This is a genomic window from Streptomyces sp. NRRL F-6492, from assembly GCF_001280125.1.
Classification (GTDB): Bacteria; Actinomycetota; Actinomycetes; order Streptomycetales; family Streptomycetaceae; genus Streptomyces.
This window is the reverse complement of sequence record NZ_LGEG01000240.1, coordinates 20,242-44,630: the sequence shown is the minus strand read 5'-3', so window position 1 is coordinate 44,630 and position 24,389 is coordinate 20,242. Positions and strand designations below refer to the sequence as shown.

At 73.2% G+C, this 24,389-nt stretch carries 22 protein-coding genes and 1 riboswitch; of the genes, 14 read left to right on the top strand and 8 right to left on the bottom strand.

What is annotated here, in order from left to right:
- Positions 1 to 43: 43 nt before the first annotated feature.
- The 13 genes from ADL08_RS25410 to ADL08_RS25350 all read left to right on the top strand — a co-directional run bounded on the left by ADL08_RS25410 (position 44) and on the right by ADL08_RS25350 (position 16,030).
- Positions 44 to 1,474, top strand: a complete 1,431-nt coding sequence (locus ADL08_RS25410) for an aspartate aminotransferase family protein (protein WP_053669215.1) — start codon at positions 44 to 46, stop codon at positions 1,472 to 1,474.
- Complete coding sequence (locus ADL08_RS25405) at positions 1,468 to 2,523, top strand: NAD-dependent epimerase/dehydratase family protein (protein ID WP_078968182.1); 1,056 nt, start codon at positions 1,468 to 1,470, stop codon at positions 2,521 to 2,523. Before ADL08_RS25410 ends, ADL08_RS25405 begins: the two co-directional genes overlap by 7 nt.
- Before the next feature lie 11 nt (positions 2,524 to 2,534).
- Complete coding sequence (locus ADL08_RS25400; RefSeq protein ID WP_053646845.1) at positions 2,535 to 3,626, top strand: glycosyltransferase family 2 protein; 1,092 nt, start codon at positions 2,535 to 2,537, stop codon at positions 3,624 to 3,626.
- Positions 3,619 to 4,734, top strand: a complete 1,116-nt coding sequence (locus ADL08_RS25395) for an endonuclease/exonuclease/phosphatase family protein (RefSeq protein ID WP_063885351.1) — start codon at positions 3,619 to 3,621, stop codon at positions 4,732 to 4,734. The genes ADL08_RS25400 and ADL08_RS25395 overlap by 8 nt, the downstream gene beginning before the upstream one ends.
- Positions 4,735 to 4,738: 4 nt before the next feature.
- Positions 4,739 to 5,755 carry an endonuclease/exonuclease/phosphatase family protein gene (locus ADL08_RS25390; RefSeq protein ID WP_053646840.1) on the top strand — a complete coding sequence of 339 codons (1,017 nt, stop codon included), beginning with the start codon at positions 4,739 to 4,741 and terminating at the stop codon, positions 5,753 to 5,755.
- On the top strand, positions 5,755 to 6,720 hold the full coding sequence (locus ADL08_RS25385) for an aldo/keto reductase (RefSeq protein ID WP_053646838.1): 966 nt from the start codon (positions 5,755 to 5,757) through the stop codon (positions 6,718 to 6,720). Before ADL08_RS25390 ends, ADL08_RS25385 begins: the two co-directional genes overlap by 1 nt.
- Positions 6,710 to 8,677 (top strand): MMPL family transporter, encoded by a 1,968-nt coding sequence (locus ADL08_RS38815; protein ID WP_053646836.1) that lies wholly within the window; start codon positions 6,710 to 6,712, stop codon positions 8,675 to 8,677. The genes ADL08_RS25385 and ADL08_RS38815 overlap by 11 nt, the downstream gene beginning before the upstream one ends.
- A gap of 88 nt (positions 8,678 to 8,765) precedes the next feature.
- The gene (locus tag ADL08_RS25375; protein WP_053646834.1) at positions 8,766 to 9,746 is read left to right on the top strand and encodes a helix-turn-helix domain-containing protein; all 981 of its coding nucleotides are present in this window, start codon (positions 8,766 to 8,768) and stop codon (positions 9,744 to 9,746) included.
- Between the two features lie 113 nt (positions 9,747 to 9,859).
- A complete protein-coding gene (locus tag ADL08_RS25370; protein ID WP_053646832.1) occupies positions 9,860 to 10,114 on the top strand; it encodes a DUF3311 domain-containing protein in 255 nt (84 codons plus the stop codon).
- Complete coding sequence (gene mctP, locus ADL08_RS25365) at positions 10,111 to 11,733, top strand: monocarboxylate uptake permease MctP (protein ID WP_053646830.1); 1,623 nt, start codon at positions 10,111 to 10,113, stop codon at positions 11,731 to 11,733. The genes ADL08_RS25370 and mctP overlap by 4 nt, the downstream gene beginning before the upstream one ends.
- A gap of 79 nt (positions 11,734 to 11,812) precedes the next feature.
- Complete coding sequence (locus ADL08_RS25360) at positions 11,813 to 12,322, top strand: GNAT family N-acetyltransferase (RefSeq protein WP_053646828.1); 510 nt, start codon at positions 11,813 to 11,815, stop codon at positions 12,320 to 12,322.
- Positions 12,323 to 12,371: 49 nt separating this feature from the next.
- Positions 12,372 to 12,512, top strand: a riboswitch (cobalamin riboswitch).
- Positions 12,513 to 12,641: 129 nt separating this feature from the next.
- Positions 12,642 to 15,017, top strand: coding sequence for a ribonucleoside-diphosphate reductase subunit alpha (locus tag ADL08_RS25355; protein ID WP_053646826.1), 2,376 nt, complete (start codon positions 12,642 to 12,644; stop codon positions 15,015 to 15,017).
- Positions 15,017 to 16,030 carry a ribonucleotide-diphosphate reductase subunit beta gene (locus ADL08_RS25350; RefSeq protein ID WP_053646824.1) on the top strand — a complete coding sequence of 338 codons (1,014 nt, stop codon included), beginning with the start codon at positions 15,017 to 15,019 and terminating at the stop codon, positions 16,028 to 16,030. The genes ADL08_RS25355 and ADL08_RS25350 overlap by 1 nt, the downstream gene beginning before the upstream one ends.
- A 294-nt stretch (positions 16,031 to 16,324) precedes the next feature.
- Here ADL08_RS25350 and def read toward each other — a convergent pair whose 3' ends face one another.
- From def to ADL08_RS25310, 8 genes are all read right to left on the bottom strand, one after another.
- Positions 16,325 to 16,960: a peptide deformylase gene (gene def / locus ADL08_RS25345; protein WP_053646822.1), complete on the bottom strand. Its 636-nt coding sequence runs from the start codon at positions 16,958 to 16,960 to the stop codon at positions 16,325 to 16,327.
- Between the two features lie 68 nt (positions 16,961 to 17,028).
- The gene (locus ADL08_RS25340) at positions 17,029 to 18,009 is read right to left on the bottom strand and encodes a tetratricopeptide repeat protein (RefSeq protein ID WP_053646821.1); all 981 of its coding nucleotides are present in this window, start codon (positions 18,007 to 18,009) and stop codon (positions 17,029 to 17,031) included.
- Between the two features lie 79 nt (positions 18,010 to 18,088).
- On the bottom strand, positions 18,089 to 19,369 hold the full coding sequence (locus ADL08_RS25335; protein WP_053646818.1) for an HD domain-containing protein: 1,281 nt from the start codon (positions 19,367 to 19,369) through the stop codon (positions 18,089 to 18,091).
- Positions 19,366 to 20,736, bottom strand: coding sequence for an HD-GYP domain-containing protein (locus ADL08_RS25330; RefSeq protein ID WP_420709608.1), 1,371 nt, complete (start codon positions 20,734 to 20,736; stop codon positions 19,366 to 19,368). Before ADL08_RS25330 ends, ADL08_RS25335 begins: the two co-directional genes overlap by 4 nt.
- Positions 20,737 to 20,883: 147 nt before the next feature.
- The gene (gene rsrA / locus ADL08_RS25325; protein ID WP_053646816.1) at positions 20,884 to 21,201 is read right to left on the bottom strand and encodes a mycothiol system anti-sigma-R factor; all 318 of its coding nucleotides are present in this window, start codon (positions 21,199 to 21,201) and stop codon (positions 20,884 to 20,886) included.
- On the bottom strand, positions 21,198 to 21,854 hold the full coding sequence (locus ADL08_RS25320) for a sigma-70 family RNA polymerase sigma factor (RefSeq protein ID WP_030207302.1): 657 nt from the start codon (positions 21,852 to 21,854) through the stop codon (positions 21,198 to 21,200). The genes rsrA and ADL08_RS25320 overlap by 4 nt, the downstream gene beginning before the upstream one ends.
- Positions 21,855 to 22,126: 272 nt before the next feature.
- On the bottom strand, positions 22,127 to 22,792 hold the full coding sequence (locus ADL08_RS25315) for an alpha/beta family hydrolase (RefSeq protein ID WP_053646814.1): 666 nt from the start codon (positions 22,790 to 22,792) through the stop codon (positions 22,127 to 22,129).
- Between the two features lie 29 nt (positions 22,793 to 22,821).
- On the bottom strand, positions 22,822 to 23,637 hold the full coding sequence (locus tag ADL08_RS25310; RefSeq protein WP_053646812.1) for an SOS response-associated peptidase: 816 nt from the start codon (positions 23,635 to 23,637) through the stop codon (positions 22,822 to 22,824).
- A gap of 49 nt (positions 23,638 to 23,686) precedes the next feature.
- Between ADL08_RS25310 and ADL08_RS25305 the strand changes: the two genes are divergently transcribed.
- Positions 23,687 to 24,373, top strand: coding sequence for a M50 family metallopeptidase (locus ADL08_RS25305; protein WP_053646810.1), 687 nt, complete (start codon positions 23,687 to 23,689; stop codon positions 24,371 to 24,373).
- Positions 24,374 to 24,389: the final 16 nt, after the last annotated feature.

The window sequence follows — 24,389 nt, the reverse complement described above, 5'->3', positions numbered from 1 at the left end:
GCCCGCCCCCCTCCCCCGCCTCCCCCCCCGCCTAGGAGTTCCCATGCCCCCGCTGTACTCCGTCGACGACTGCGAGTCGATGACGGTCAAGCAGGTCCACGGCCTGTACAAGGACCACGTCAACAAGAGCCAGGTCTCCCTGATGACCTCCTTCGGCTTCGGCCAGGAGCTGGTCGAGAGCGCGGAGGGCGTCTGGATCACCCAGCGCGACGGCCGCCGCGTCCTGGACTTCACCGGCGGCGTCGGGGTCCTCAACCACGGCCACAACCACCCCCGGGTCCTCGCCGCCCGGCAGCGCTTCCAGGAGCGCCGGAGCATGGAGGTCCACAAGACCTACTTCTCGCCCTACGTAGCGGCGCTCGGCCACAACCTGGCGGAGCTGCTGCCCGGCGACCTGAGCATGTCGTTCTTCCCCAACTCCGGCGCGGAGGCGGTCGAGGGCGCGGTCAAGCTGGCGTACAAGTACCACGGCGGCCGGCGCTCCCGGGTGCTGCGGGCCGACATCTCCTTCCACGGCAAGCTGCTCGGCTCGGGCAGCCTCACCGGCCAGAACCAGTCCACCTTCCAGTTCCCCGGCATCCCGGGCGTGGGGGTCTTCCGGTACGGGGACCTGGACTCGGTCCGGAGGCTGGTCGCCGAACTCCGCACCGAGAAGGGCGGGTCGGACGTGTACGCGATCCTCATCGAGCCGCTGTCGGCGTCCACGATGAACGAGTGCTCGGAGGAGTTCCTGCGCGGGCTGCGGGAACTGTGCACGGCCGAGGACATCGTGCTGCTCTTCGACGAGATCTACACCGGCTGGGGCAAGACGGGCACCCTCTTCCACTTCATGCGGTACGAGGGCCTGGTCCCCGACGTCCTCACCACCTCGAAGTCCTTCGGCGGCGGCAAGTCCTCCATCTCGGCCTTCGTCGCCCGCGAGCCGGTCTTCCGCAAGGCGTACGACAACCTCACCGACGCCCTGCTCCAGTCCACCTCCACCACCTACTACGGCTTCGGCGAGGAGGCGGTCACCGCCATCGAGGCCGTCAACGTGGCCGTCGAGGACGACTATCCGGCCCGCGCCCGGGACCTCGAACGGATCCTCGCCCCCGGCCTGGAGCGGATCGCCAAGGAGCACCCGGACGTGGTGGCCGAGGTGCGCGGGCACGGGGCGCTGCACGGCGTCTTCCTGCACAAGGGCCCGAAGGTCCTGGAGCTGGTGACGAAGCTGGTGCCGGGCGCGATGACCAGGGACCCGCGCTTCCTCACCAAGCTCGTCACCTCGTCGGTGGTCAACGCCCTCTACCGGGACCACGGCGTCTACACGTACTACACGCTCAACGGCGACAACCCGCTGATGGTCGCGCCCTCGCTGGTCGCCGAACCGCACGAGGCCGAGTTCTTCCTGGAGTGCCTCGACAAGACCCTCGCGCAGGGTCTCCCCCGTCTGCTCACCCGTTTCGTCAAGGAGAAGGTGTCGTCGCTGTGGTAGAGCGCATCGTGGTCACCGGCGGTGCCGGAATGCTCGGATCGACCCTGATCGAGCGGCTGCTCGACGACGGGCGGCAGGTGCACTGCGTGGACCTGCGGGCGCCGCGCACGGAGCACCCGAACCTGACGCACACGGTCTCGGACGTCCGGGACGCCGTGGCGATGAAGCGGGCCACGGCCGACGCGGCCGCGGTGGTGCACTGCGCCGCCGCCCTGCCCAGCTATCCGGCCGACACCATCCGCTCGGTGATCGTCGGCGGTACGGAGGCGGTCCTGACCGCCGCCGAGGCGAACGCCGTGCCCCGGGTCGTGCACATCTCCTCGACCGCCGTCTACGGCCTGCCGAAGACGGTGCCGACGCCCGAGGAGCACCCGCGCGAGCCGGTCGACACCTACAGCGCCGCCAAGGCGGAGGCCGAGGAGGTCGCGGAGCGCTTCCGGGAGCGGGGCACGTGCGTGCCGATCCTGCGCCCCAAGACCTTCCTGGGGCCCGGCCGGATGGGGCTCTTCGCGATGCTCTTCGAGTGGGCGGAGGAGGGCCGGAACTTCCCGGTGCTCGGCCGGGGCGACGTCCGCATCCAGATGTTCGACGTGGCCGACCTGGTCGACGCGGTGGTGACCGCCATGGACGCGCCGGCCGAGCGGGCCGACGACACCTTCAACCTGGGCGCCACCGAGTTCGGCACGATCCGCGAGGACTTCCAGGCCGTCCTGGACGCGGCCGGGCACGGCAAGCGGGTCCGGTCGATGCCCGCCAGGCCCGCGCTCGCCGCGCTCAGCCTGCTCCAGCGCTCCGGCCTCTCCCCGGTCTACGGGCGTCTGCTGCACAAGCTGCTCGACGACAGCTTCGTCTCCACCGACAAGGCCCGGGACGTGCTCGGCTTCCGGCCGAAGCACTCCAACCAGGACGCGATCCTGCGCACCTTCGCCTGGTGGCGCGAGCAGCGGCACACGACCGCCGGCGCCCGCCCCGCGAAGCGGAGCGAGGGCGTCACCAGTGTCGAACCGTGGCGGCAGGGAGCCCTCTCCCTCGCCAAGGTCCTCTTCTAGGAGCCCCCACCATGTCCTCCACCCCCTCCTCGCCCGTGTCCTCCGCCCCGGCCTTCCCCCTGGTCTCCGTCATCGTCCCCAACTACAACTACGGCCGCTCGATCGGCCTGTGCGTCGAGGCCGCCCTCGCCCAGACGTACCCGAACGTCGAGGTCGTCGTCGTGGACGACTGCTCCACCGACGACTCGGCGGCGATCGCCGCCGCGGCCGGCGCCCGGGTGGTCTCCACCGGCGTCAACAGCGGGGTCGCGGTCGCCCGCAACCTGGGGGCCGAGCTCTCCTCCGGCGAGATCCTCGTCTTCCTCGACTCCGACGTGGCCATGCACCCGGACGCCGTCGAGAAGTCGGTCGGACTCCTCGCCTCCGGGCGGGGGTACGGCGCGATCTGCGGCACCTACGAGCCGGAGCCGCTGATCCGGGACAGCCTGATCGAGGAGTACCGCTCGCTCCAGCAGTACTACCTGCTGCTGCGGTCCGAAGGGGTCATCGACACCGTCCACACCGCGATCCTGGCGATGCCCCGGCACGTCTTCGACGAGGTCGGGCCGTTCAACCCGATCCTGCGGCACACCGAGGACCAGGACTACGGGCGGCGGATCTCCGAGCGGTACACGGTGCTCAGCTCCCTGGAGGTGCGCGGCCGGCACGACCACGACGACACCCTGCGGATCGTCCTGGACAAGGTCTTCGCCCGGGCCCGGCTCGCCGTGCCGCTGATCCTGGGCCGCCGGGCGCTCCAGGGCGGTTTCGTCACCGGGCCGCGCGCCGGGGCCAGCCTCGCCGCGCCGCTGGCGGTGGCCGCGCTGGCCGCGCCCGTGCTGTGGGGGCCGCTGTGGGCGCTGCTCCCGCTCGCCCTGTTCGTGCTCGGCGTCCTGGGCGACCTGGACATGTACCGGGTGGTGCGCGAGCACCGGGGGCGCGCGTTCCTGGCGTACTTCGTGGCGGTCAACTTCCTGGTGAACCTGACGGTGTTCGCGGCGATCGGGGTCGCGGGCGTGCAGTGGCTGTGCTCGAAGCGGTTCCGGCACCTGTACGACCCGCAGCCGCGCCCCGGGCGCCGGCCGGCGGTGGGGACGGCGGGGGCGGTGGCCTCCCGTGGCTGACGTGCTCGCCCCGGAGACCGCTCCGAGGGCCCCGGCCCGGCCCCGGCGCCGCCGGAACGGGATCGTCCTGGGGGCGGCCCTGGCCTGGCTCGCGCTGCTGCTCGTGGAGTGGGCGGCGGACGGGCGGATCTGGCTGGGGCACCTGGTGGGCATCGTGCCCCCGGCGGCCTTCGTCCTGGTCCCGCTGGGCCTCGCGGTCCTCGCCCCGCTCGCCCGGGGCGCCGCCCGGTGGCGGAGCCTCGCCGCCGCCGCGCTGGCCCTCCTGCTGGGCTTCGGGCAGTCGGGGTTCGACCCGGCGGCGGCGTGGCGGCCGGAGCCGGGGCCCGGCCCGGACTCCGTACGGGTCTTCGCCTGGAACACCAACTCCTGGAACCAGCTCCTGGGCACCCAGGACCACTTCTACGCCTTCCTGAAGTCGAAGGACGCGGACGTCTACCTGCTGCACGAGTACCAGCACGTGACCGCCGACCGGAAGGGGAAGCTGCCGATCGACGACCTGGCGCGGCTGCGCCGGGAGTTCCCGGGGTACGGGATCGCGGTCCGGGGCGAGCTGGTGACGCTCTCCCGCTTCCCGGTCCTGCGGCAGCCGGCCGTGGGCCCGGCCCGGGACGTGCCGGCGGGCGCGGACTGGCCGACGGAGTACCGGGAGAACAAGGTGCTGCGGACGGACGTCCTGGTCAGGGGGCGGGTGGTGTCGTTCTACAACGTGCACATGCCGGTGTGGAACAGCATGCCGGACGGCCTGCTCTCGTCCGCCTTCTACCGGCACATGCGGGAGCGGTTCGCCCCGCGCCGGGCCCAGTACGCCGGTCTGGAGGCGGACCTGGCGGCCAACCGCAACCCGGTGGTGGTGGCCGGCGACTTCAACGCGACGGCCGCGATGTCGGACCTCGACCCGCTGCGGGAGCGCCTCTCGGACGCGGCGGGGGTGAGCACCGACCCGTACCCCACGAGCTGGGAGGAGGGCGGCTGGAAGCCCTTCTGGCGGACCGACTGGGCGTTCACCGGGAACGGGGCGAAGGCCGAGCGGTACGAGTTCGGCAAGCCGGAGAAGCTGTCCGACCACGCGGTGCAGGACCTGTGGGTGTCGCTGCCGGGGAGCGGGTGAGACCGTGCCGTACTGCGCCGTCGGCTGGGCGGCCCTCCTCTGGGCGGTGTTCCTCGCCCTGCACCTCGCGCTCAACGGGCGCTGGTGGCCGTGGCTCGCGGTCTCGCTGCTGCCGCCGCCCGTCCTCGCCGCCGTCCCGCTGGCCCTGCTCGCCGCCGCCGCGGCCACCGGGGCGTGGGGTGCGGGCGCGCTCGCCGCGGGCTGTCTCCTGGCGGGCTGGCGGCAGAACGGGATCAACCCGCGGGCGCTGCTCCCCCGGCCCGCCGGTGGCGGAGATGACGGGCTGCGCCTGGTGTCCTGGAACACCCAGCACTGGAACCAGGGCGGCGACCCCGACCGCTTCTACGCCTTCCTGACGTCGCTGGACGCGGACGTGTACGTCCTCCAGGAGTACCTGAACGGCTTCGAGGGCGGCGAGGTGTGGGACATCGACGACGGGGAGCGGCTGCGGGCGGCGTTCCCGGACCACCACCTCTCCGTGGACAACAACTCCGTGACGCTGTCCCGGTTCCCGCCCGCCGGTCCGCCCGTGCCGGTCGGCGCCTGCTCGCTGCGGGTGGACCTGCGGATCGGGGGTGGGCGGGACGCGGTCCTGTCGACGTACAACGTGCACATCCCGGTGCAGCTGACCGTGATGAACCCGCTGCGCCCGGCCTTCTTCCGGGACATGCGGCGCCGGGCTGCGGCCCGCGACCGCGAGTACGCGGCGCTCGTCGCCGACCTGCGGGACAACCCGCACCCGGTCCTGGTGACCGGGGACTTCAACACCAGCGCGGCCATCGGGGACATCCGCCGGATGCCCCGGTCGCTGCGCGACGCGATCGGCGCGTGCCGCTCGCTCTGCCCGGCCAGTTGGAACGCCCGCGCCCGGTGGCGGCTGTGGCGGATCGACTGGGCCTTCACCGGTGGCGGCGCGCGGGTCGGCTCGTACCGCTTCCGCGACGCGGAGGGTCTGTCGGACCACCTGGTCCAGGAGCTGACCGTCACCGCGCCGGCCATGCGAGAGAGAGGGAAGAACTGATGGAGTACACCGACCTGGGCGGCCCCGCGGGTCCCCGCGTGAGCACGCTGTGCCTGGGCACCCTGCCGTTCGGCACCCGGATCGACGAGGCCGCGGCCTTCGCCGTCCTCGACCGCTTCCACGAGGCGGGCGGCACCTTCGTCGACACCGCGAACACCTACGCCTTCTGGGAGCCGGGCGCGACCGGTGCCGAGAGCGAGCTGGTCATCGGCCGGTGGATGCGCAGCCGGGGCGTGCGGGACGAGATCGTGCTCGCCACCAAGGTCGGCGCGCTGCCGGACCCGCCCGGCTCGGCGTGGCCGGAGTGCGCGGAGGGCCTTTCGGCGCCGGTGATCCGCCGCCAGGTGGAGGAGAGCCTGCGGAACCTGGGAACGGACCGGATCGACCTGTACTACGCGCACATCGACGACCGGAGGACCCCGGTCGCCGAGACCATGGGCGCGTTCGGCGAGCTGGTGGCGGCCGGGAAGATCGGCCGGGCCGGCTGTTCGAACTTCGCCGCCTGGCGGATCGAGGAGTCGCGGGGCGCGGCGGTGGCGGCCGGGGTGCCGGACTACGCGGCCGTGCAGCAGCGGTACACCTATCTGCGCCCGCGCCCGGGGGCGGACTTCGGGGTGAACCCGCACGCCTCGGAGGAGCTGATCGACTATCTGGGGACGCGGCCGGAGCTGACGTTCACGGCGTACACGACCCAGCTGACGGGCGCGTACACCGATCCCGGCAAGGAGGTTCCGGAGCAGTACCGCCACCAGGGTTCGGAGCGGCGTCTGAAGGTGCTCGCCGAGGTGGCGGCGGAGCTGGGGGCGACCGCGAACCAGGTGGTCCTGGCCTGGGCGCTGGGCGGCGAGCCGCCGGTCCTGCCGATCGTCGGGGCGAGCACGACGGCGCAGCTGGACGAGTCGCTCGGCGCGGTGGGGCTGCGCCTCCCGGCGGAGCTGCGGAAGTGGCTCGACGATGTCGACTGAACCGGCCGACCGGGTGCGGGAGTTCGCGCTGCGGCACCGGGCGGCGGCCGGCGCGGTGTGGCTGCTCGTGCTGCTGCTCGGCGGGGTGGCGGCGGTGGCCGGCCTCGGCCGCCTCGACCAGTCCTTCACCGCGTCCGGCGGGCCGGGCCACCGCGCGAACCAGGCGGTCCACGAGCGGTACGGGAACGGGGCCGCCGTCGCCCCGCTGGTCGCGGTCGCGACCTGGCCTGCGGGCACGGACGTACGGGCCCGGGCGACCGGGGAGCGGCTCGCGGAGGCGCTCGCCGCCTCGGCGGGCCGGGGCGCGCGGACGGTCTCGTACGCGGACACGGGCGACGAGGGGTTCCTCGGCGCGGACGGCCGGACCGTGTACGCGCTGGTGTACCCGGGGGCCGGGGAGCCGGACCTGGCGGGGCTGGCGGCCGTGGAGGAGACCGCGGGCTCGCTGCGCGCGGGGCTCCGGGCGGCGCTGCCGGAGGCCCGGACCGGGGTGACGGGGGTGCTGCCGCTCCAGCACGACAGCGCCCTGGCGGGGCCGGGCACGGCGGCCCTGGTGGCGAAGGCGGTCTGCGCGCTGGGGCTGCTGGTCCTGCTGGCGCTGGCGTTCCGCTCGGCGCTCGGGGTCCTGGCGCCGCTGCTGCTCGCGGCGGTGACCTCGGTGGGGGCCCTGGTGCTCGTGGAGGCGGTGGCCGGTCTCACCGGGGTGAGCTTCGTCGTGGTGTACCTGGTGCCGGTGACGGCCCTGGTGGTGGCGGTCCACCGCTGGGCGCAGCCGCCGGGGGCCGGTGCCCGGTCCGCGGTGACGGGCGGCGCGGCGGGGGCGGTGGCGTTCGCCGCCCTGGCGCTCTTCCCGGCCTCCTTCCTCCGCTCGATCGGGATCGCGGGGGCGGCGGTGTGCCTGGTGGGCATCGCGACGGCACTGACGCTGACGCCGGTGCTGCGGTCGGTGGTGCCGCGTCCGGTGGTGCCGCGTCCGGTGGCACGGGCGACGCGTCCGGTACGGAACGGCCGCGCGGTCCCGCGTCCGGTACGGAAGGCCCTCGCGGTCCCGCGCCCGCTCGCCGCGGCCGGTCTGGTCCTGCTCGTGCTGCTCGCCGGCGCGGCCACCCAGCTGCGGGTGGGCAACCCCGAGGCCCGTGCCCTGGTGGAGAGCGGTCCGGCCCTGGACGGTCTGGAGCGGCTCGGGGCGGCCGGGGTGCCGTCGGGGGCGCTGAACCCGCTGGAGGTCCTGGTCCCCGAGGGTGCGGACGCGGAGGCGGTGGCCGCGCGGGCGGCCCGGGTCCCGGGGGTGCTGCTCGCGGCGGCTCCGGAGGCCGCCGAGTGGCGCCGTTCCGGCACCGCCCTGGTCGTGGTCGTGCCGGTGGCGGAGCCGATGACGGCGGCCGGCGCGGGGACGGTGGCGGCGCTGCGTTCGGCGTTCGCCGGCTCCGGTGTGCTGGTGGGCGGTTCGGGCGTGGTGGACCCCGATCTGGTGGAGGGCGTGTACGGACTGCTGCCGTACGCGGTCCCGTTGGCGGCCCTGGCCGCGTTCGGGGTGCTCGTCCGCCGGTCGCGGGCGCCGGGGGCGGTGGGGGCGGCGGCGCGGTCGGTGTCCGGCGCGCTCCTCGCGGCGGGGCTCTCCACGGGAGGCCTGGTGGTGGTGTGGCAGTGGGGCCCGGCGGACACGGGGGCGGTGACGGGCTGGGTGCCGCTCGTGGTGGGGGCCTTCGCGTTCTGCGTGTCCCTGGAGCGTTCGACGGCCTCGGCCGCGGGCGGTCCCGGGTGGGCGGGGCCGGTGGCGGCGGGCGCGGGCGCGCTCGCGGTGCTCGCGGTCGGGATCGGCCCCCAGGTCGAACTCGCCCTGCTGGTGTCCGGGTTCGCGACGGGCGCGGTGGGTGACGCGCTGGCGGGCCGGGTGCGGGCCCGGTCGGAGGCGGGACGGTGGTCCGTACACCGAAACGCCTCCCAATTGGTCTAGACCTAGACCGTTTCCCCCTCTAGCATCGACGACCGCGATCACGAACGCGGTCGATCGCGCGACGGAACGTGACGAGGGGGAGACAGTGATGCTGGAGGCGCTCGGCATAAAGGAGTCGACGGAGACCGTCTACCGCCTGCTCCTGGAGCGGCCCGAGTACGACGTGGCGGAGATGGCGGCCCACCTGGACCGCTCCGAGGAGGAGGTCCGCGAGGCGCTCGCCTGCCTCGCGGACCTCAAGCTCGTCCTGATGGACGACTCCTCGGGCGAGGTCGAGCCCTTCAACCCCGACGTCGGCTTCTCCTTCCTGCTCTCCCGCGCCGAGGCCGAACTGAGCAGACGCAGACGCCAGGTGGAGCGGGCCGGCCGGGCGGTGGACGGCATCCTCGCCTCGTACGCGGCCCGGCCCCGGAGGGTCCGGCCCGACATCGTGAACCGCATCACCAGCCTCGACGACGTCCGCGAGCGGCTGGAGGGCCTCGCGGCGAACGCCCGCACCGAGTGCCTCTCCCTGCTGCCCGGCGGGGCCCAGCTCCCCGACACGATGGACGCGAGCCAGCCGCTCGACCAGCTCGCCCTGGAGCGCGGGGTGAAGATCCGCTCGATCTACCAGGAGAGCTTCCGCAACGACCCGCCGACCGTCGAGTACGTGCGCTGGTACTGCGAACTCGGCGGCGAGGCGCGGACCGTGCCGGTGGTCCCGATGCTCATGGTGATCGTCGACCGCGAGGCCGCGCTCGTCCCCCTCGACCCGGAGGACGGACGCGCGGGCGCCCTCGAAGTGCGCAGCCCCGGCCTGGTCCACGCGCTCGTGGTGCTCTTCGACCGCCTGTGGGACGCGGGCACCGCCTTCGGCGAGAGCCCGCGCCGCGACGAGCACGACCTCTCCCCCCAGGAACGGGAGCTGATCATGCTCCTGGGCATCGGCTGCACGGACGACATCGCCGCCCGGCGGCTGGGCATCTCGCTGCGGACCGTCCGCCGGATGAGTTCGGAACTGATGAACCGGCTCGGCGCGCGCAGCCGGTTCGAGGCGGGGGTGCGGGCGGCCAAGGAGGGCTGGCTCTGACGTCCGCGCCCGCCGAATCGGATCCGTTATGCGGACGGGGGTTCCATGGGACGGACGCGTCCCCTAGATTTCCCCAGCATTAACGAGGTGATCAACGAGGGGACGGAATCGCCATGTCAGAAGTGGCACAAGGGAAACAACCGACCATCACGCCCCTGCGGGTGGTGATCGCGCTCTGTCTCGTCGCCCCGTTCGTGGCGATGCTCTGGGTGAGCTCCTACGCGAAGACCGAACCCCTCTTCGCCGGCATCCCCTTCTTCTACTGGTACCAGATGCTCTGGGTGCTGGTCTCCACCGCGCTCACCATGATCGCGTACAAGCTGTGGCAGCGGGACCAGCGGTCCCGCGAGGAGGGTGACGCGCGATGAAGGACGGCGTGAACGGCGTGGCACTCGCCGTGTTCATCTTCTTCTTCCTGGCCGTCACGGTCATGGGCTTCCTGGCCTCGCGCTGGCGCAGGGCCGAGAACGACAGCCTCGACGAGTGGGGCCTGGGCGGCCGGTCCTTCGGCACCTGGGTGACCTGGTTCCTGCTCGGCGGCGACCTCTACACCGCGTACACCTTCGTCGCCGTCCCGGCGGCCATCTACGCGGCGGGCGCGGCCGGCTTCTTCGCCGTCCCCTACACGATCCTCGTCTACCCGCTGATCTTCACCTTCCTGCCCCGCCTGTGGTCGGTGTCGCACAAGCACGGCTACGTGACCACCTCCGACTTCGTCCGGGGCCGCTTCGGCTCCAAGGGCCTGTCGCTCGCGGTGGCGGTCACCGGCATCCTCGCCACCATGCCGTACATCGCGCTCCAGCTGGTCGGCATCCAGGCCGTCCTGGACGTGATGGGCGTCGGCGGCGGCGAGACGACCCACTGGTTCGTCAAGGACCTGCCGCTGCTCATCGCCTTCGGCGTCCTCGCGGCCTACACGTACTCCTCGGGCCTGCGCGCCCCCGCGCTCATCGCCTTCGTCAAGGACACCCTGATCTACATCGTCATCGCGGTGGCGATCATCTACATCCCGATCAAGCTGGGCGGCTTCGACGAGATCTTCGCCAGGGCGAGCGAGGCGTACGCGCAGACCAACCCGGCGACCGACAAGCCGCGCGGCGCGCTCGTGCCCGGCGAGGCCGGCCAGTGGACGTACGCGACGCTGGCGCTCGGCTCGGCGCTCGCGCTCTTCATGTACCCGCACTCCATCACGGCGACGCTGTCGTCCCGGAGCCGCGAGGTCATCCGCCGCAACACCACGATCCTGCCGCTGTACTCGCTGATGCTGGGCCTGCTCGCACTGCTGGGCTTCATGGCGATCGCCGCCGGGATCCAGGTGAAGAACGGCCAGCTCGCCATCCCGCAGCTCTTCGAGACCATGTTCCCGGACTGGTTCGCGGGCGTGGCGTTCGCCGCGATCGGCATCGGCGCGCTCGTCCCGGCCGCGATCATGTCGATCGCCGCCGCCAACCTCTTCACGAGGAACATCTACAAGGACTTCATCAAGCCGGACGCGACCCCGGCCCAGGAGACCAAGGTCTCCAAGCTCGTCTCGCTCCTGGTGAAGGTCGGCGCCCTGGCCTTCGTCCTCACCATGGACAAGACGGTCGCGATCAACTTCCAGCTGCTCGGCGGCATCTGGATCCTGCAGACCTTCCCGGCCCTGGTCGGCGGCCTGTTCACCCGCTGGTTCCACCGCTGGGCGCTGCTCGCCGGCTGGGCCGTCGGCATGGTCTACGGCACGGCCGCCGCGTACGGCGTCGCCAGCCCGACCCAGAAGCACTTCGGCGGCTCCTCCGCCGCGATCCCGGGCATCGGCGAGATCGGCTACATCGGCCTCACCGCCTTCGTCCTCAACGTCCTGGTCACCGTCGTCCTCACCTTCGTCCTCAAGGCCGTCAAGGCCCCCGAGGGCATCGACGAGACCTCCCCGTCGGACTACACGGCCGACGCCGGCGACCCCGGCGTGAAGACCGAGATGGAGAAGGTCACCGCGCCCACGCACTGACACCACCGGCGAAAAGGGCCCGGGACCTCCGCCAGGAGGCCCCGGGCCCCGTCGCGTCCCCGGCGGGCACACTTCCCCCATGGACTTCACGATCAGGGCGGTACGGCCCGAGGAGTACGAGGCGCTCGGCGAGCTGACCGGGCGCACCTACCTGGACGACGGACTGCTGAAGTACGGGGCCGAGGACTCCTATCTGGCGGTGCTGCGGGACACGGCGCGGCGGGCCCGCGAGAGCGAGGTCCTCGTCGCGGAGGACACCGGGGACGCGGCGGGGCGGATCGTCGGCGGGGTGACCTTCGCCCCCGGCGGCACCCCGTGGGCCGACATCGCCGTGGCCGGCGAGGCCGAGTTCCGGATGCTCGCGGTCGCCCGGGAGGCCCGCGGCCGGGGCGTCGGGGAGGCGCTCGTACGGGCCTGTGCCGACCGGGCGCGGGCCCTCCCGGGGTGCGCCAGGATCATGCTCTCCACGGGCGCGGAGATGGCCGCGGCGCACCGGCTCTACGAGCGGACGGGCTTCGTCCGGACCCCTCACCGGGACTGGGAGCCCTTCCCCGGTCACTCTCTGCGCACCTACTCCCTGGAGTTCTGAACCCCCGTCCCTTCCGGGCGGCGACACAACATGTGGGGGGTGCCACGAGCGGCGCCCCCCACATGTATGCTCGTCCTCGCTGTCGACGCAGGGGAATCCGGCGCGAATCCGGAACTGTCCCGCAACGGTGTACTTCGTGCGGCTTCGTCCGGAGTGAGTCCGAACACCTGCCGACGGCGCGCCCGGTCCTTCCGTTCCGGGTGCCACAGACGTCCGGGCCTCGCGGAGTGGGTCGGTGGACGCGGTGCGTCGTGCCTGGACGCCCGCCCGTCCGCCCTCCCCCGCCGGGGCCCCGAGCCGAGCGAGGGAGAGCCCCCACGTGACCATCGCGCCCGCCGATCCGGCTTCGGCCGAGGCTTTCGCGGTCGAGAGCGACGGCCCCGGGACCGTGCTGCTGCGGACCCTGACCGACCTCACCGCCGATCTCCCCGACACCGACCCCGGCCGGGTCGCCGCCGCCGCCCTCCGCGGCCGCAGCGCCGCCGCGGACGAGGCGGAGCTGCGCGAGCTGGCCACCGAGGCGGCCGCCGGCCTGATCGCCGAGGACCCCGCGTACTCCCGGCTCGCCGCCCGGCTCCTCACCATCACCATCGCCGACGAGGCCGCCTCCCAGGGCTCGGTGAACTTCTCCTCCTCGGTCGCCGTCGGACACCGCGAGGGCCTGATCGCCGACCGCACCGCCGAGTTCGCCGCGCTGCACGCCGACCGCCTCGACGCCACGATCGACCGCGCCGGCGACGACCGCTTCGGCTACTTCGGCCTGCGCACCCTCTACTCGCGCTACCTGCTGCGCCACCCGATCACCCGCAAGGTGATCGAGACCCCGCAGCACTTCATGCTGCGCGTCGCCTGCGGCCTGGCCGAGGACGAGAGCGTCCGCGCGCTCGACGAAGTGGCCGCGCTCTACGGCCTGATGAGCCGCCTGGACTACCTGCCGTCCTCCCCCACGCTCTTCAACTCCGGCACCCGCCACCCGCAGATGTCCTCCTGCTACCTCCTGGACTCCCCGCAGGACGAGCTGGACTCCATCTACGACCGCTACCACCAGGTCGCGCGCCTCTCGAAGCACGCGGGCGGCATCGGCCTCTCGTACTCCCGCATCCGCGCCCGCGGTTCGCTGATCCGCGGCACCAACGGGCACTCCAACGGCATCGTGCCGTTCCTGAAGACCCTCGACGCCTCCGTCGCCGCCGTGAACCAGGGCGGCCGCCGCAAGGGCGCCGCCGCCGTCTACCTGGAGACCTGGCACGCGGACATCGAGGAGTTCCTGGAGCTCCGCGACAACACGGGCGAGGACCAGCGCCGCACGCACAACCTCAACCTGGCGCACTGGATCCCGGACGAGTTCATGCGCCGCGTGAACGCCGACGCCGAGTGGTCGCTGTTCTCCCCCTCGGACGTGCCCGAGCTCGTCGACCTGTGGGGCGAGGAGTTCGACGCCGCCTACCGCGAGGCCGAGGCGGCCGGCCTGGCCCGCAAGACGATGCCGGCCCGCGACCTGTACGGCCGGATGATGCGGACCCTGGCCCAGACCGGCAACGGCTGGATGACCTTCAAGGACGCCTCGAACCGGACGGCCAACCAGACCGCCGAGCCCGGCCACACCGTCCACTCCTCCAACCTCTGCACGGAGATCCTGGAGGTCACCGACGACGGCGAGACCGCGGTCTGCAACCTGGGCTCGGTCAACCTCGGCGCGTTCGTGGTCGGTTCGGACATCGACTGGGACCGCCTGGACGCGACCGTCCGCACGGCCGTCACCTTCCTCGACCGGGTCGTCGACATCAACTTCTACCCGACCGAGCAGGCGGGCCGCTCCAACTCCCGCTGGCGTCCGGTCGGTCTGGGCGCCATGGGCCTCCAGGACGTCTTCTTCCAGCTGAAGCTGCCCTTCGACTCCCCCGAGGCGCGGGCGCTGTCCACCCGGATCGCCGAGCGGATCATGCTCGCCGCGTACGAGGCCTCCGCCGACCTGGCCGAGCGCAACGGCCCGCTCCCCGCCTGGGAGAAGACCCGCGCCGCCCGCGGCGTGCTGCACCCCGACCACTACGACGTCGAGCTGAACTGGCCGGAGCGCTGGACGGCCCTGCGCGAGCGGATCGCCGCCACCGGCATGCGCAACTCGCTGCTCCTCGCCATCGCGCCGACCGCGACGATCGCCTCGATCGCCGGCGTGTACGAGTGCATCGAGCCGCAGGTCTCCAACCTGTTCAAGCGCGAGACGCTGTCGGGCGAGTTCCTCCAGGTCAACTCGTACCTGGTCGACGAGCTGAAGAGGCTCGGCGTGTGGGACGCGCAGACCCGCGAGGCGCTGCGCGACTCCAACGGCTCGGTGCAGGGCTTCACCTGGGTGCCGGCCGAGGTGCGCGACCTGTACCGCACGGCCTGGGAGATCCCGCAGCGCGGCCTGATCGACATGGCCGCCGCCCGCACCCCCTTCCTGGACCAGTCGCAGTCGCTGAACCTGTTCCTGGAGACGCCCACCATCGGCAAGCTGTCGTCGATGTACGCGTACGCCTGGAAGCAGGGCCTGAAGACGACGTACTACCTGCGCTCCCGCCCGGCGACCCGGATCGCCCGCGCCGCCCAGGCGTCGACGGCGGCCGCCGCGCCCATCCCTCTCCAGCAGATCGCCGACCCCGACGCGGTCGCCTGCTCCCTGGAAAACCCCGAGTCCTGCGAGGCCTGCCAGTAATGTCCACCGAACAGAAGAACCTGCTCGACCCGGGCTTCGAACTGACCCTGCGTCCCATGCGCTACCCGGACTTCTACGAGCGCTACCGGGACGCGATCAAGAACACCTGGACCGTCGAGGAGGTCGACCTCCACTCGGACGTCGCCGACCTCGCCAAGCTGACCCCGGCCGAGCAGCACATGATCGGCCGTCTGGTCGCGTTCTTCGCGACGGGCGACTCGATCGTCTCGAACAACCTGGTCCTGACGCTCTACAAGCACATCAACTCCCCCGAGGCGCGGCTCTACCTGAGCCGGCAGCTCTTCGAGGAGGCCGTGCACGTCCAGTTCTACCTGACGCTGCTCGACACCTACCTGCCCGACCCGGACGACCGCGCCGCCGCGTTCGACGCGGTCGAGGAGATCCCCTCCATCCGCGAGAAGGCGCAGTTCTGCTTCAAGTGGATGGACTCGGTCGAGAAGATCGAGCGCCTGGAGACGGCCGCCGACCGCCGCCGCTTCCTGCTCAACCTGATCTGCTTCGCCGCGTGCATCGAGGGCCTGTTCTTCTACGGCGCCTTCGCCTACGTGTACTGGTTCCGGTCCCGGGGCCTGCTGCACGGTCTGGCGACCGGCACCAACTGGGTCTTCCGCGACGAGACGATGCACATGAACTTCGCCTTCGAGGTCGTGGACACCGTCCGCAAGGAGGAGCCCGAGCTCTTCGACGACGCGCTCCAGCAGCAGGTCACCGACATGCTGAAGGAGGCCGTGGAGGCGGAGCTGCAGTTCGGCCGCGACCTGTGCGGCGACGGCCTGCCGGGCATGAACACCGAGTCGATGCGCGAGTACCTCCAGTGCGTCGCCGACCAGCGCCTCCAGCGCCTCGGCTTCGCCCCGGTGTACGGCTCGGAGAACCCGTTCTCCTTCATGGAGCTCCAGGGCGTCCAGGAGCTGACCAACTTCTTCGAGCGCCGCCCGTCCGCCTACCAGGTGGCGGTCGAGGGCTCGGTGGACCTGGACGAGGACTTCTGAGCATCGGCGTGCGGTGGGGGGGCGTGATCGTTCGCCCGGGCGCCGGTCTAAAGTGATCTTGCCCCGTGGGGCCGTCGTCGGGCGGCCCCGCGGGGCTCGTCCTGTCACACGCGCCCCTGGGGGAACTCATGATCCGCATCGTCCGCACGCTCACGACCGCCGCGTTCACCGCTCTGCTGGTCGGCGGGGCGACCGCCGTCGCCGTCGCCAACGACATGAGCTGGCAGTAGTCGCACGAAGGCCGGGCCCCGCTCCTCGACGAAGGAGCGGGGCCCGGCCCGTGTTCCACGGCGATCAGTCGTTCGGGACCGTCTCGTAGCGCGGGGTGCCCTCCTCCATCTGCCGCAGGGCGTCCTTGCGGTCCCGCTTGGAGAGGCGGTCGATGTAGAGGTAGCCGTACAGGTGGTCCGTCTCGTGCTGGAGGCAGCGGGCGAAGTAGCCGGTGCCGCGCACCTTGATCGGGTTGCCCTCGGCGTCCCGGCCGTGGACCTCGGCGTAGTCCGGGCGGGCCAGCTCGGCGTAGGCGGTCGGCACGGAGAGGCAGCCCTCGTTGGACTCGTCCAGGACGCGGCGGTCCGCCGGCAGCTCCTGGAGGACCGGGTTGACCACGACGCCGGTGTGCCGGACGCCCTCGTCGTCGGGGCAGTCGTAGACGAAGACCTTGAGGTCCACGCCGATCTGGTTCGCGGCCAGGCCCACGCCCTCGGCGGCCTTCTGGCTGGCGAACATGTCGTCGATCAGCGCCGCGAGCTCGTCGCCGAACTCGGTGACGTCCTTGCACTCCTTGTGCAGCACGGGGTTGCCGACGACCGTGATCGGGCGGGCCGTGCCGCGCTCGCGGTGGGCGAGCTCACGCGCCTCGCAGTCCTCCGTGTCCACGACGAAGCCGTCGTTGGTCTGCGTCTGCTCGTCCGTCTCCTGCTGCGCCATGTCCGGCCGCGCCTTCCTGAAAACCCGATTCCGTCGGAGGACAGCCTACGGGGAAGGGGGCGGGCCGCTCAGCAGACCTCTTCGAGATCCCGCCACTCGCGGCTGTCCGGGCTGTCCGCCACCCAGCCGTCGAGGAGCCCGCGCACCAGACCGGCCGGGGCCGCGATGCCGCACTCCCGCTCCGGCACCCACAGCTCGCCGGGCGAGCGGTGGCCGAGCGGCCCGGGGTGCCCCGGCTCGCTGTGGTCGTGCGGGTCGGAGTGCTCGCCCTCGCCCTCGGCGCTCGGCATGGTCGACTCCGAGCAGGCCCGGCAGAGCAGCCGCACGGAGGACGACCAGTCCTCGGCGGCGAAGCCCGCCTCGGCGGCCAGCTGCTCCAGGGCGTCCCGGTCGGCCTCGGTGGCGGCCTCCAGGAGGACCACCCAGGTGGGGACGGGCGAGGGCGCCCACAGCTCGATCTCGTCGAAGACCGGGTAGGAGGGCCCGGCGGTGGTGGTCCGCTCGCCGTTCGGCACGCCGTCGTGGAGGACGACCTCGCCCCAGCGGCGCCCGGAGGACGGCAGCGGGATGGAGAGCACCTCTATCCGGGCCGGGTCGAGCCGGCGGCCCCACACGACCTCGGCCTCGCCCTCGGGCGAGAGCCGGACGGCGGCGCTGCCCAGCTCCATGCCGGCGGGCTCGCCCGTGCCCGAGGCGGCCCCGGGCACCCGCAGTCCGTACGCCTGCCAGGCGCGGCGGGCCAGCGGCCAGTCCTGGAGGGCGGTGGCGGCGATGCCGACGTTCCACCAGTCGGGGGCGCCGGTCTCCTTGTCGAGCAGCGCGACCGCGCGCAGCCCGGCGGCCCGGGCCTGCTCCCAGTCGTGGCGGAACTTGTGCAGCAGCGCCAGGTTGAACCAGGACTCGGAGAGCCAGGGCTCCAGATCCGCCGCACGCGTGAGCAGCGCGCCCGCGTCCTCGTACCGGCCGTCACCGATCAGCGTGAACGCGCGGTCGGTGGCCTGCCGCCACGAGGCGGAGGGCCGATGCCGTACCTTCCCGAAGATCTTCACGATTCCCGCCTGCCGGTCGCTTCACCCTCTTGTTCGCATCCAACCATGCCCGGTCGGACGCGCGCTCATTACCCATGGGTTACCCAGGGACGGCCGGGGTCACCCCAGCGACCCCGCCCCGGGCCAGCACCCTGGCCAGGCACTCGACGACGTCCGGGTGGTGGTCGCGGGCGGTGCCGAGCCTGAGCCGCTCCAGGGCGCCGAGGGCGGCGCCCGGACCCCCTCCTACCCCGGTCCCCGGCCCGGCACTCGCCAGGTCGTCGTAGGCGTTCACGGTCCGCACGATCCGGGCGGGCAGCGGCTGCTCGCGGTACGGGTCGGCCTGCCGCTCGACGATCACGGCGACGGCCCGCGGGACCCCGGTCCTGCGGACGACCTCGCCGCCCAGGAGGGCGATCCGGCGCTGCTCCTCGGCCGGCAGGAGGGCGGTGGCGCCGCCCTCGACCGGGTCGACGAGGGAGAGTTGGCCGATGTCGTGCATGAGCGCCGCGTGTTCGAGGACGGTCAGCTCGGCCCCGGAGAGGCCCAGCTCGCGTCCGACGGCGGCGCTGAGGGCGGCGACCCGGCGGGCGTGGCCGGGCGGGGTGCAGCCGGCGACCTCGGTGGCCCGCGCGAGGGAGGCGATGGTCTGCCGGTTGACCGCGCGCACGGCCTCGTAGCGCCGGTAGGAGACCTGGGTGAGCAGCAGCGGGACGGCGAGGACGGGCAGGGCCCACGGTCCGGCGGCGGCGACGCCGAGGGCCATGACGGTGCCGGTGGCGCAGACGGCGGAGCCGATGCCGAGGAGGGCGCGCAGCTCGTCGCGGAGGAGTGGGCCGTAGGGGTATCCCGTACGGGCGCGGAGCAGGAGGGCGGCGAGGACGGCGTCGCACAGGGCGGTGAGGACCAGCAGGAGTCCGAGGAAGAGGACGTACGGGGGGCCCTCGCCGAGGTGCCGGACGACGGCGCCGGAGTGGTGGAGGGGCTGGAAGCAGAGCGCGGCGAAGCCGACGGTGAGGACCCGGCGGGCGAGGTGGTCGGGGCCCGGGCCCCGGCCCCGGGCGAGGTGGGGGACGATCCCGGCGAGGCCGCCGGCGGCGACGACGGCGACGGTCTGGAGGACGCCGTGGGTGGTGGCGCTCCCGGCGCTCTCCCCGAGCAGGGCGTACGCGAGGGCTCCGGCGGCGGCGAGCGGCGCGGGCTCCCGCTCGCCGGGGGCGGCGCCCCGGCGGGCCAGCTCGCCGAGGGCGACGAGGGCGCCGAAGGCGAGGGCGTCGCCGGGCCGGTCGACGCCGTGCCAGAGGGTGGAGCCGAGGGCGGCCAGGACGAGCAGCAGGGCGGCCGTGCGGACGGCGCCGACGGTGGGGGCGCCGGGTCTCACGCGCGCTCCCCGGAGGGGGCGGACGCGCCCCGGGCCCGGGGGACGGTCCCGTCGGGCGGGGTCTCGTCGGCGGTGACGGCGGGCCGCCAGCCGTGCCGGTCCAGGGCCCGGACGAGGGCGTCGACCATCCGGGGGTCGAAGTGGGTGCCGGCGCACCGCCGCAGTTCGGCGACGGCGGTCGGCACCGGCCGGGCGCGGCTGTAGGAGCGGTTGGAGGTCATGGCGTCGAAGGCGTCGGCGACGGCGACCATCCGGGCGAACTCGGGGATCTGCTCGCCGCGCAGCCCGTAGGGGTAGCCGCTGCCGTCCATGCGTTCGTGGTGGTGGAGGATCGCGGCCCGCGCCTCGCCGAGGAAGCCGATGCCCCGGACGATCTCGTGCCCGTACTCGGGGTGCAGTTCGATGACCCGCCGCTCCTCGGGGGTGAGGGGCCCGTCCTTGCGGAGCACCCGGGTGGGCACGCCCAGCTTGCCGACGTCGTGCAGGATGCCGGCGAAGCGGACGACGTCGAGCCGGTCCTCGGGCATGCCGAGTTCGCGGGCGATGAGGACGGAGGCGTGGCCGACGCGCTCGCTGTGGCCGCGGGTGTAGCGGTCCTTGATGTCGACGGCCTGGACGAGGGCGCGGATGGTGGCCTGGTGGGCGGCGCGCTCGCGGTGGTACTGGGCGAAGACCCAGCAGGAGATGTACATGGGCAGGAGCACGAGGAGTCCCGCGACCGGCCCGTGGCTGCCGCGCCACAGGACGGCCGTCATCAGCCCGGCGAGGCCGTGGACGACGTGCGGGGCGAGCGCCCGGCCGAGGAGGCCGCGCCAGGCGGCCCGCGGGGGCAGTCCGTCGGCGGTGGCGCGGACGCCGCCGTCGAGGGCGGTCAGGACCAGGCAGAAGACGAGGGCGGCGGCGCCGGCGGGCAGCAGCGCGTACGGGAGGTCGGGGGCGTCCCGGCCGTGGCCGAGGGCGGCCGGGCCGCCCAGGGCCCCGGCGGTGTGGGCGGCGGCCCAGACGGCGAGGGCCGTGGCGGCGGCCCGCCAGGCGCGGCGCGGCACGGCCGGGGGTTCCTCGACGCGGGCGAGGAGGCTGCCGGGCAGGGCGGTGAGCGCGGCGGCGGCGGGCGGCAGGAGCAGCGCGGCGGCGAGGAGGACGGGGAAGAAGGAGCCGGCGCCGAGGGGGACGGAGCCGCCGGACGCGCGGCTCAGGAGGGGGTGGCGGGCGGGCAGCTCGCAGAGCGCGTACAGGGCGGCGAGGAGCGCGATCGTCTCCCAGGGCGCGCCGGGGCGCAGCGCGGGCAGGACGCACGCGCCGACGGCGAGCAGGGCGCAGCCGATGTACACGCGGGCCGCCGGGGGAATGACCTTCACGCCCATCATCCCCGTCACGCTAGCGAGTCGGGCGGCCCGTGACGGCCCGGTACGACTGATTCGCACCTTCGGGTGATACAAGCCGACTTACGCGGGAGGCCGCCGCGATCGCGTCGCGGCGGCCTCCCGTGCCCGTTCGTCCGTACGGGAGCGGTGCTACTCCTGCGGGGCGGGCGTCACGGGCGCGCTCGCCGTGACGTCCTGCTCGGGCGCGGGCCGGCCGGAGCGGATCAGCTCGATCCGGCCCATGACCTTGGCCCGCAGGTCGGTGGGGACGTCGTCACTGCCGCAGCAGCGCTTGACGAGCTTCTTCACGGCCTGCTCCAGGCCGTACTTCTCCAGGCACGGGGAGCACTCCTCGAAGTGCACCTCGAACTTGGTGCAGTCGCTGTCGGGCATCTCGTTGTCGAGGAACTCGTAGAGATGGTCCAGGACCTCTGAGCAGTCCGTCTCGTGCGGCTCTCCGCAGCTCATGAGCCCGAGCCTTTCAGATCGTTCGACGACTCGCCGGCGCCCGCGGGAACGAGCCCGCGGTCGCGGGCGTAGTCCTCGAGCATGCCGCGCAGCTGGCGGCGGCCCCGGTGCAGTCGGGACATCACCGTACCGATGGGTGTCCCCATGATGTCCGCGATCTCCTTGTACGCAAAGCCCTCGACGTCGGCGAGATAGACGGCGATGCGGAACTCCTCGGGGATCGCCTGCAGCGCTTCCTTCACGTCGGAGTCGGGAAGGTGGTCGAGCGCCTGGGACTCGGCGGAGCGCAGGCCGGTCGACATGTGCGACTCGGCGCGGGCGAGCTGCCAGTCCTCGATCTCCTCGGCGGCACTGCGCTGGGGTTCGCGCTGCTTCTTGCGGTACGAGTTGATGAAGGTGTTCGTGAGGATGCGGTACAGCCACGCCTTGAGGTTCGTGCCCTCGCGGAACTGGTGGAAGGAGCCGTACGCCTTGGCGTAGGTCTCCTGCACCAGGTCCTCCGCGTCCGCGGGGTTGCGCGTCATGCGGAGCGCGGCCGAGTACATCTGGTCGAGGTAGCCGAGGGCGTCCCGCTCGAAGCGCGCGTTGCGCTCCTCGGTCGTCTCCTCGGGGCCGTCGTCGGTCCCTGTGTCGGTCCCAGTGACCGGACCCACCTCCTCCAGCGCGGCGGCGAGCCCGGGGGCGGACCCGCTCGTTTCGGAGGATAGACGAGGAAGCACTCCGCCCGCCGCCCGAATCGAGGCGCCCTTGGGCGCGGGCAGCACCGTCCAGTCGAGGTCAGCGCCCTGCGCGCGCTCCGGGCAGATGGTCGAACCCATGCGACGGACTCCCTCTCCTCTTGCTCTTCCCTGCTGTCGTACGACGTACGGAACAACAGCGCTCCCCCGCTCGGCATTCCCGGCGCGGGGACGTGTCCGACAGGGCGTCAGCGCAGGGCGCCGAGCCAGTCGGCGACGCCGTCCACGAGCAGCCCGAGGGCCTCGTCCCGACCGAGGGGGGCGCGCTTGGGCAGGGCGAAGCCGTGGTCCCCGTACGGGACCTCGACGAGGGCGTACGGGCCTTCCGGGTACTCCTCGGGGCGGCCGAAGGGGTCGTTGCCGCCCTGGACCACGAGGGTGGGCAGGCCGGTGCCGAGGAGCTCGTCGGCGCGGGACTTCTCGGGCCTGCCCGGCGGGTGCAGGGGGAAGCTCAGGGCGAGGACGGCCGTCGCGCCGAGCTCGCGTCCGGTGCGGCAGGCGACCCGGGCGCCGGCGCTGCGGCCGCCCGCGACCACGGGGAGGCCGGGCTTCGCGAGGGCGGGCCAGAGGCCGCGCCAGGCCGCGTCGAGGGTCTTCGGGGCGGGCGCGAGCTTCTTGCCGGCGACCCGCCAGGGCTGTTCGACGAGGGCGACGGTCACGCCCCGGGCGGGCAGCGCCCCGGCCAGGGCCCGCAGGTCGCGGGCCTCGATCCCGCCGCCGGCGCCGTGGCCGAGCGCGAGGACGGCCCACGGCTCCGGGCCCGCGTCCGGCTCGTACCAGGTGACGCGGGCGTCGCCGGCGTCGGTGGGGACGGTCTCGCGGCGCGTCGCCCCGTCGGTCGCTTCATCGGTCACGCCCTCATTCTGCCGCGCGGGCGGCGGGGTCAGAAGAGCGTGCCCTCCTCCGGGCCCTCCAGCTCCGTCAGGAGCTCGGGGCCGTTGTTGCGGACGTTGCTGACGGCCGTCGGCACCGGATAGGCCCGCATCAGGCCCTCCGGCGGCGGGGCGAGCAGTCCGCGCAGCTCTTCGAGGTCGCCGTTCTCCGGGGAGAGCCAGGCGTCCCAGCGGTCCTCCGTCAGCATCAGCGGCATCCGGGGGTGGATGTCGGCGAGCGAGCGGGGCCCGTCGGCCGGGGCCACGCCCAGCGGCCCGGTCTCCGCCTCCGTGGTGATCACCGAGCAGGTGACCCACCAGGAGGAGGGGTGGTCGTCGGGAAGGGTCCGGTCGCGCCAGAACTCGTAGAGCCCCGCCATCGCGAAGACCGAGCCGTCCGCCGGGGTCACGAAGTACGGCTGCTTGCGCGGCCGCTTCTTCTTCCCCTCGACCTCCAGGTCCCGCTCCGCCGTCCCGGTCACCCATTCGTAGTAACCGTCGGCGGGAATGATGCAGCGGCGGGAGGCGAAGGCCCGCTTGAAGGAGGGCTTCTCGTGGAGGGTCTCGGAGCGCGCGTTGATCATCCGGGCGGCGCCGTCCGGGGACTTCGACCAGGACGGGACGAGCCCCCACCTCAGGGTGCGCAGCTGGCGAACCGGCTCCTTGGACTCCGCGTCCTTCACGGGACGCTCCAGTACCGCCCAGACCTGTTTGGTGGGGGCCACGTTCCAGTCGGGGGCCAGGGCCTCCTCCGGCTCCCACTGCTCCACCCCGAAGGTCTCCACGAGGTCCTCGGGCCGTCGACTCGATGCAAACCGTCCGCACATACGTGCCAGACTGCCACGATCCCGCCCGCGACCGAGGAGCTTCCGCCGAATGAACGACATCCTCGGCACCCAGCCCGCCCCGGACGAGTGGATCGTCTGGTTCACCGCCGGCTGCGCGCTGGGACTGGTCCTGTTCCGGCGGCTGTGGCTGCCGGCCCGCAACGCGATCACCATCGCCCACGAGGGCGGTCACGGCATCGTCGCCCTGGCCACCGGCCGCCGCCTCGAAGCGATCCGGCTGCACTCGGACACCAGCGGCCTGACCGTGTCCCGGGGCCGCCCGACCGGCCTCGGGATAGTCCTCACCCTGGCCGCCGGCTACCCGGCGGCCCCATTGCTCGGCCTCGGCGGCGCGGCGCTGCTCGGCACCCACCGGACCACGCTGCTGCTGTGGGCCGCGACCGCGCTGCTCCTCGCGCTGCTCGTGATGGTCCGCAACGCGTACGGGATCCTCACCGTCCTGGTGACGGGCGCCGCCTTCCTCCTCGTCTCGCTGTTCACCGGGCCCGACGTGCAGGGGACCTTCGCCTACGGGGCGGTCTGGTTCCTGCTTCTGGGCGGCGTCCGGCCGGCCTTCGAGCTCCAGGCGAAGCGGCGCCGGGGCGGCGCCCCGGACTCGGACGCGGACCAGCTGGCGCGGCTCACCCACGTGCCCGCCGGAGTGTGGCTGATCTTCTTCCACACGGTCTCGGTCTGCTGCCTGATCGGCGGCGGTCGCTGGCTCCTGCGCTTCTGACGCCCCCGTACAGTGA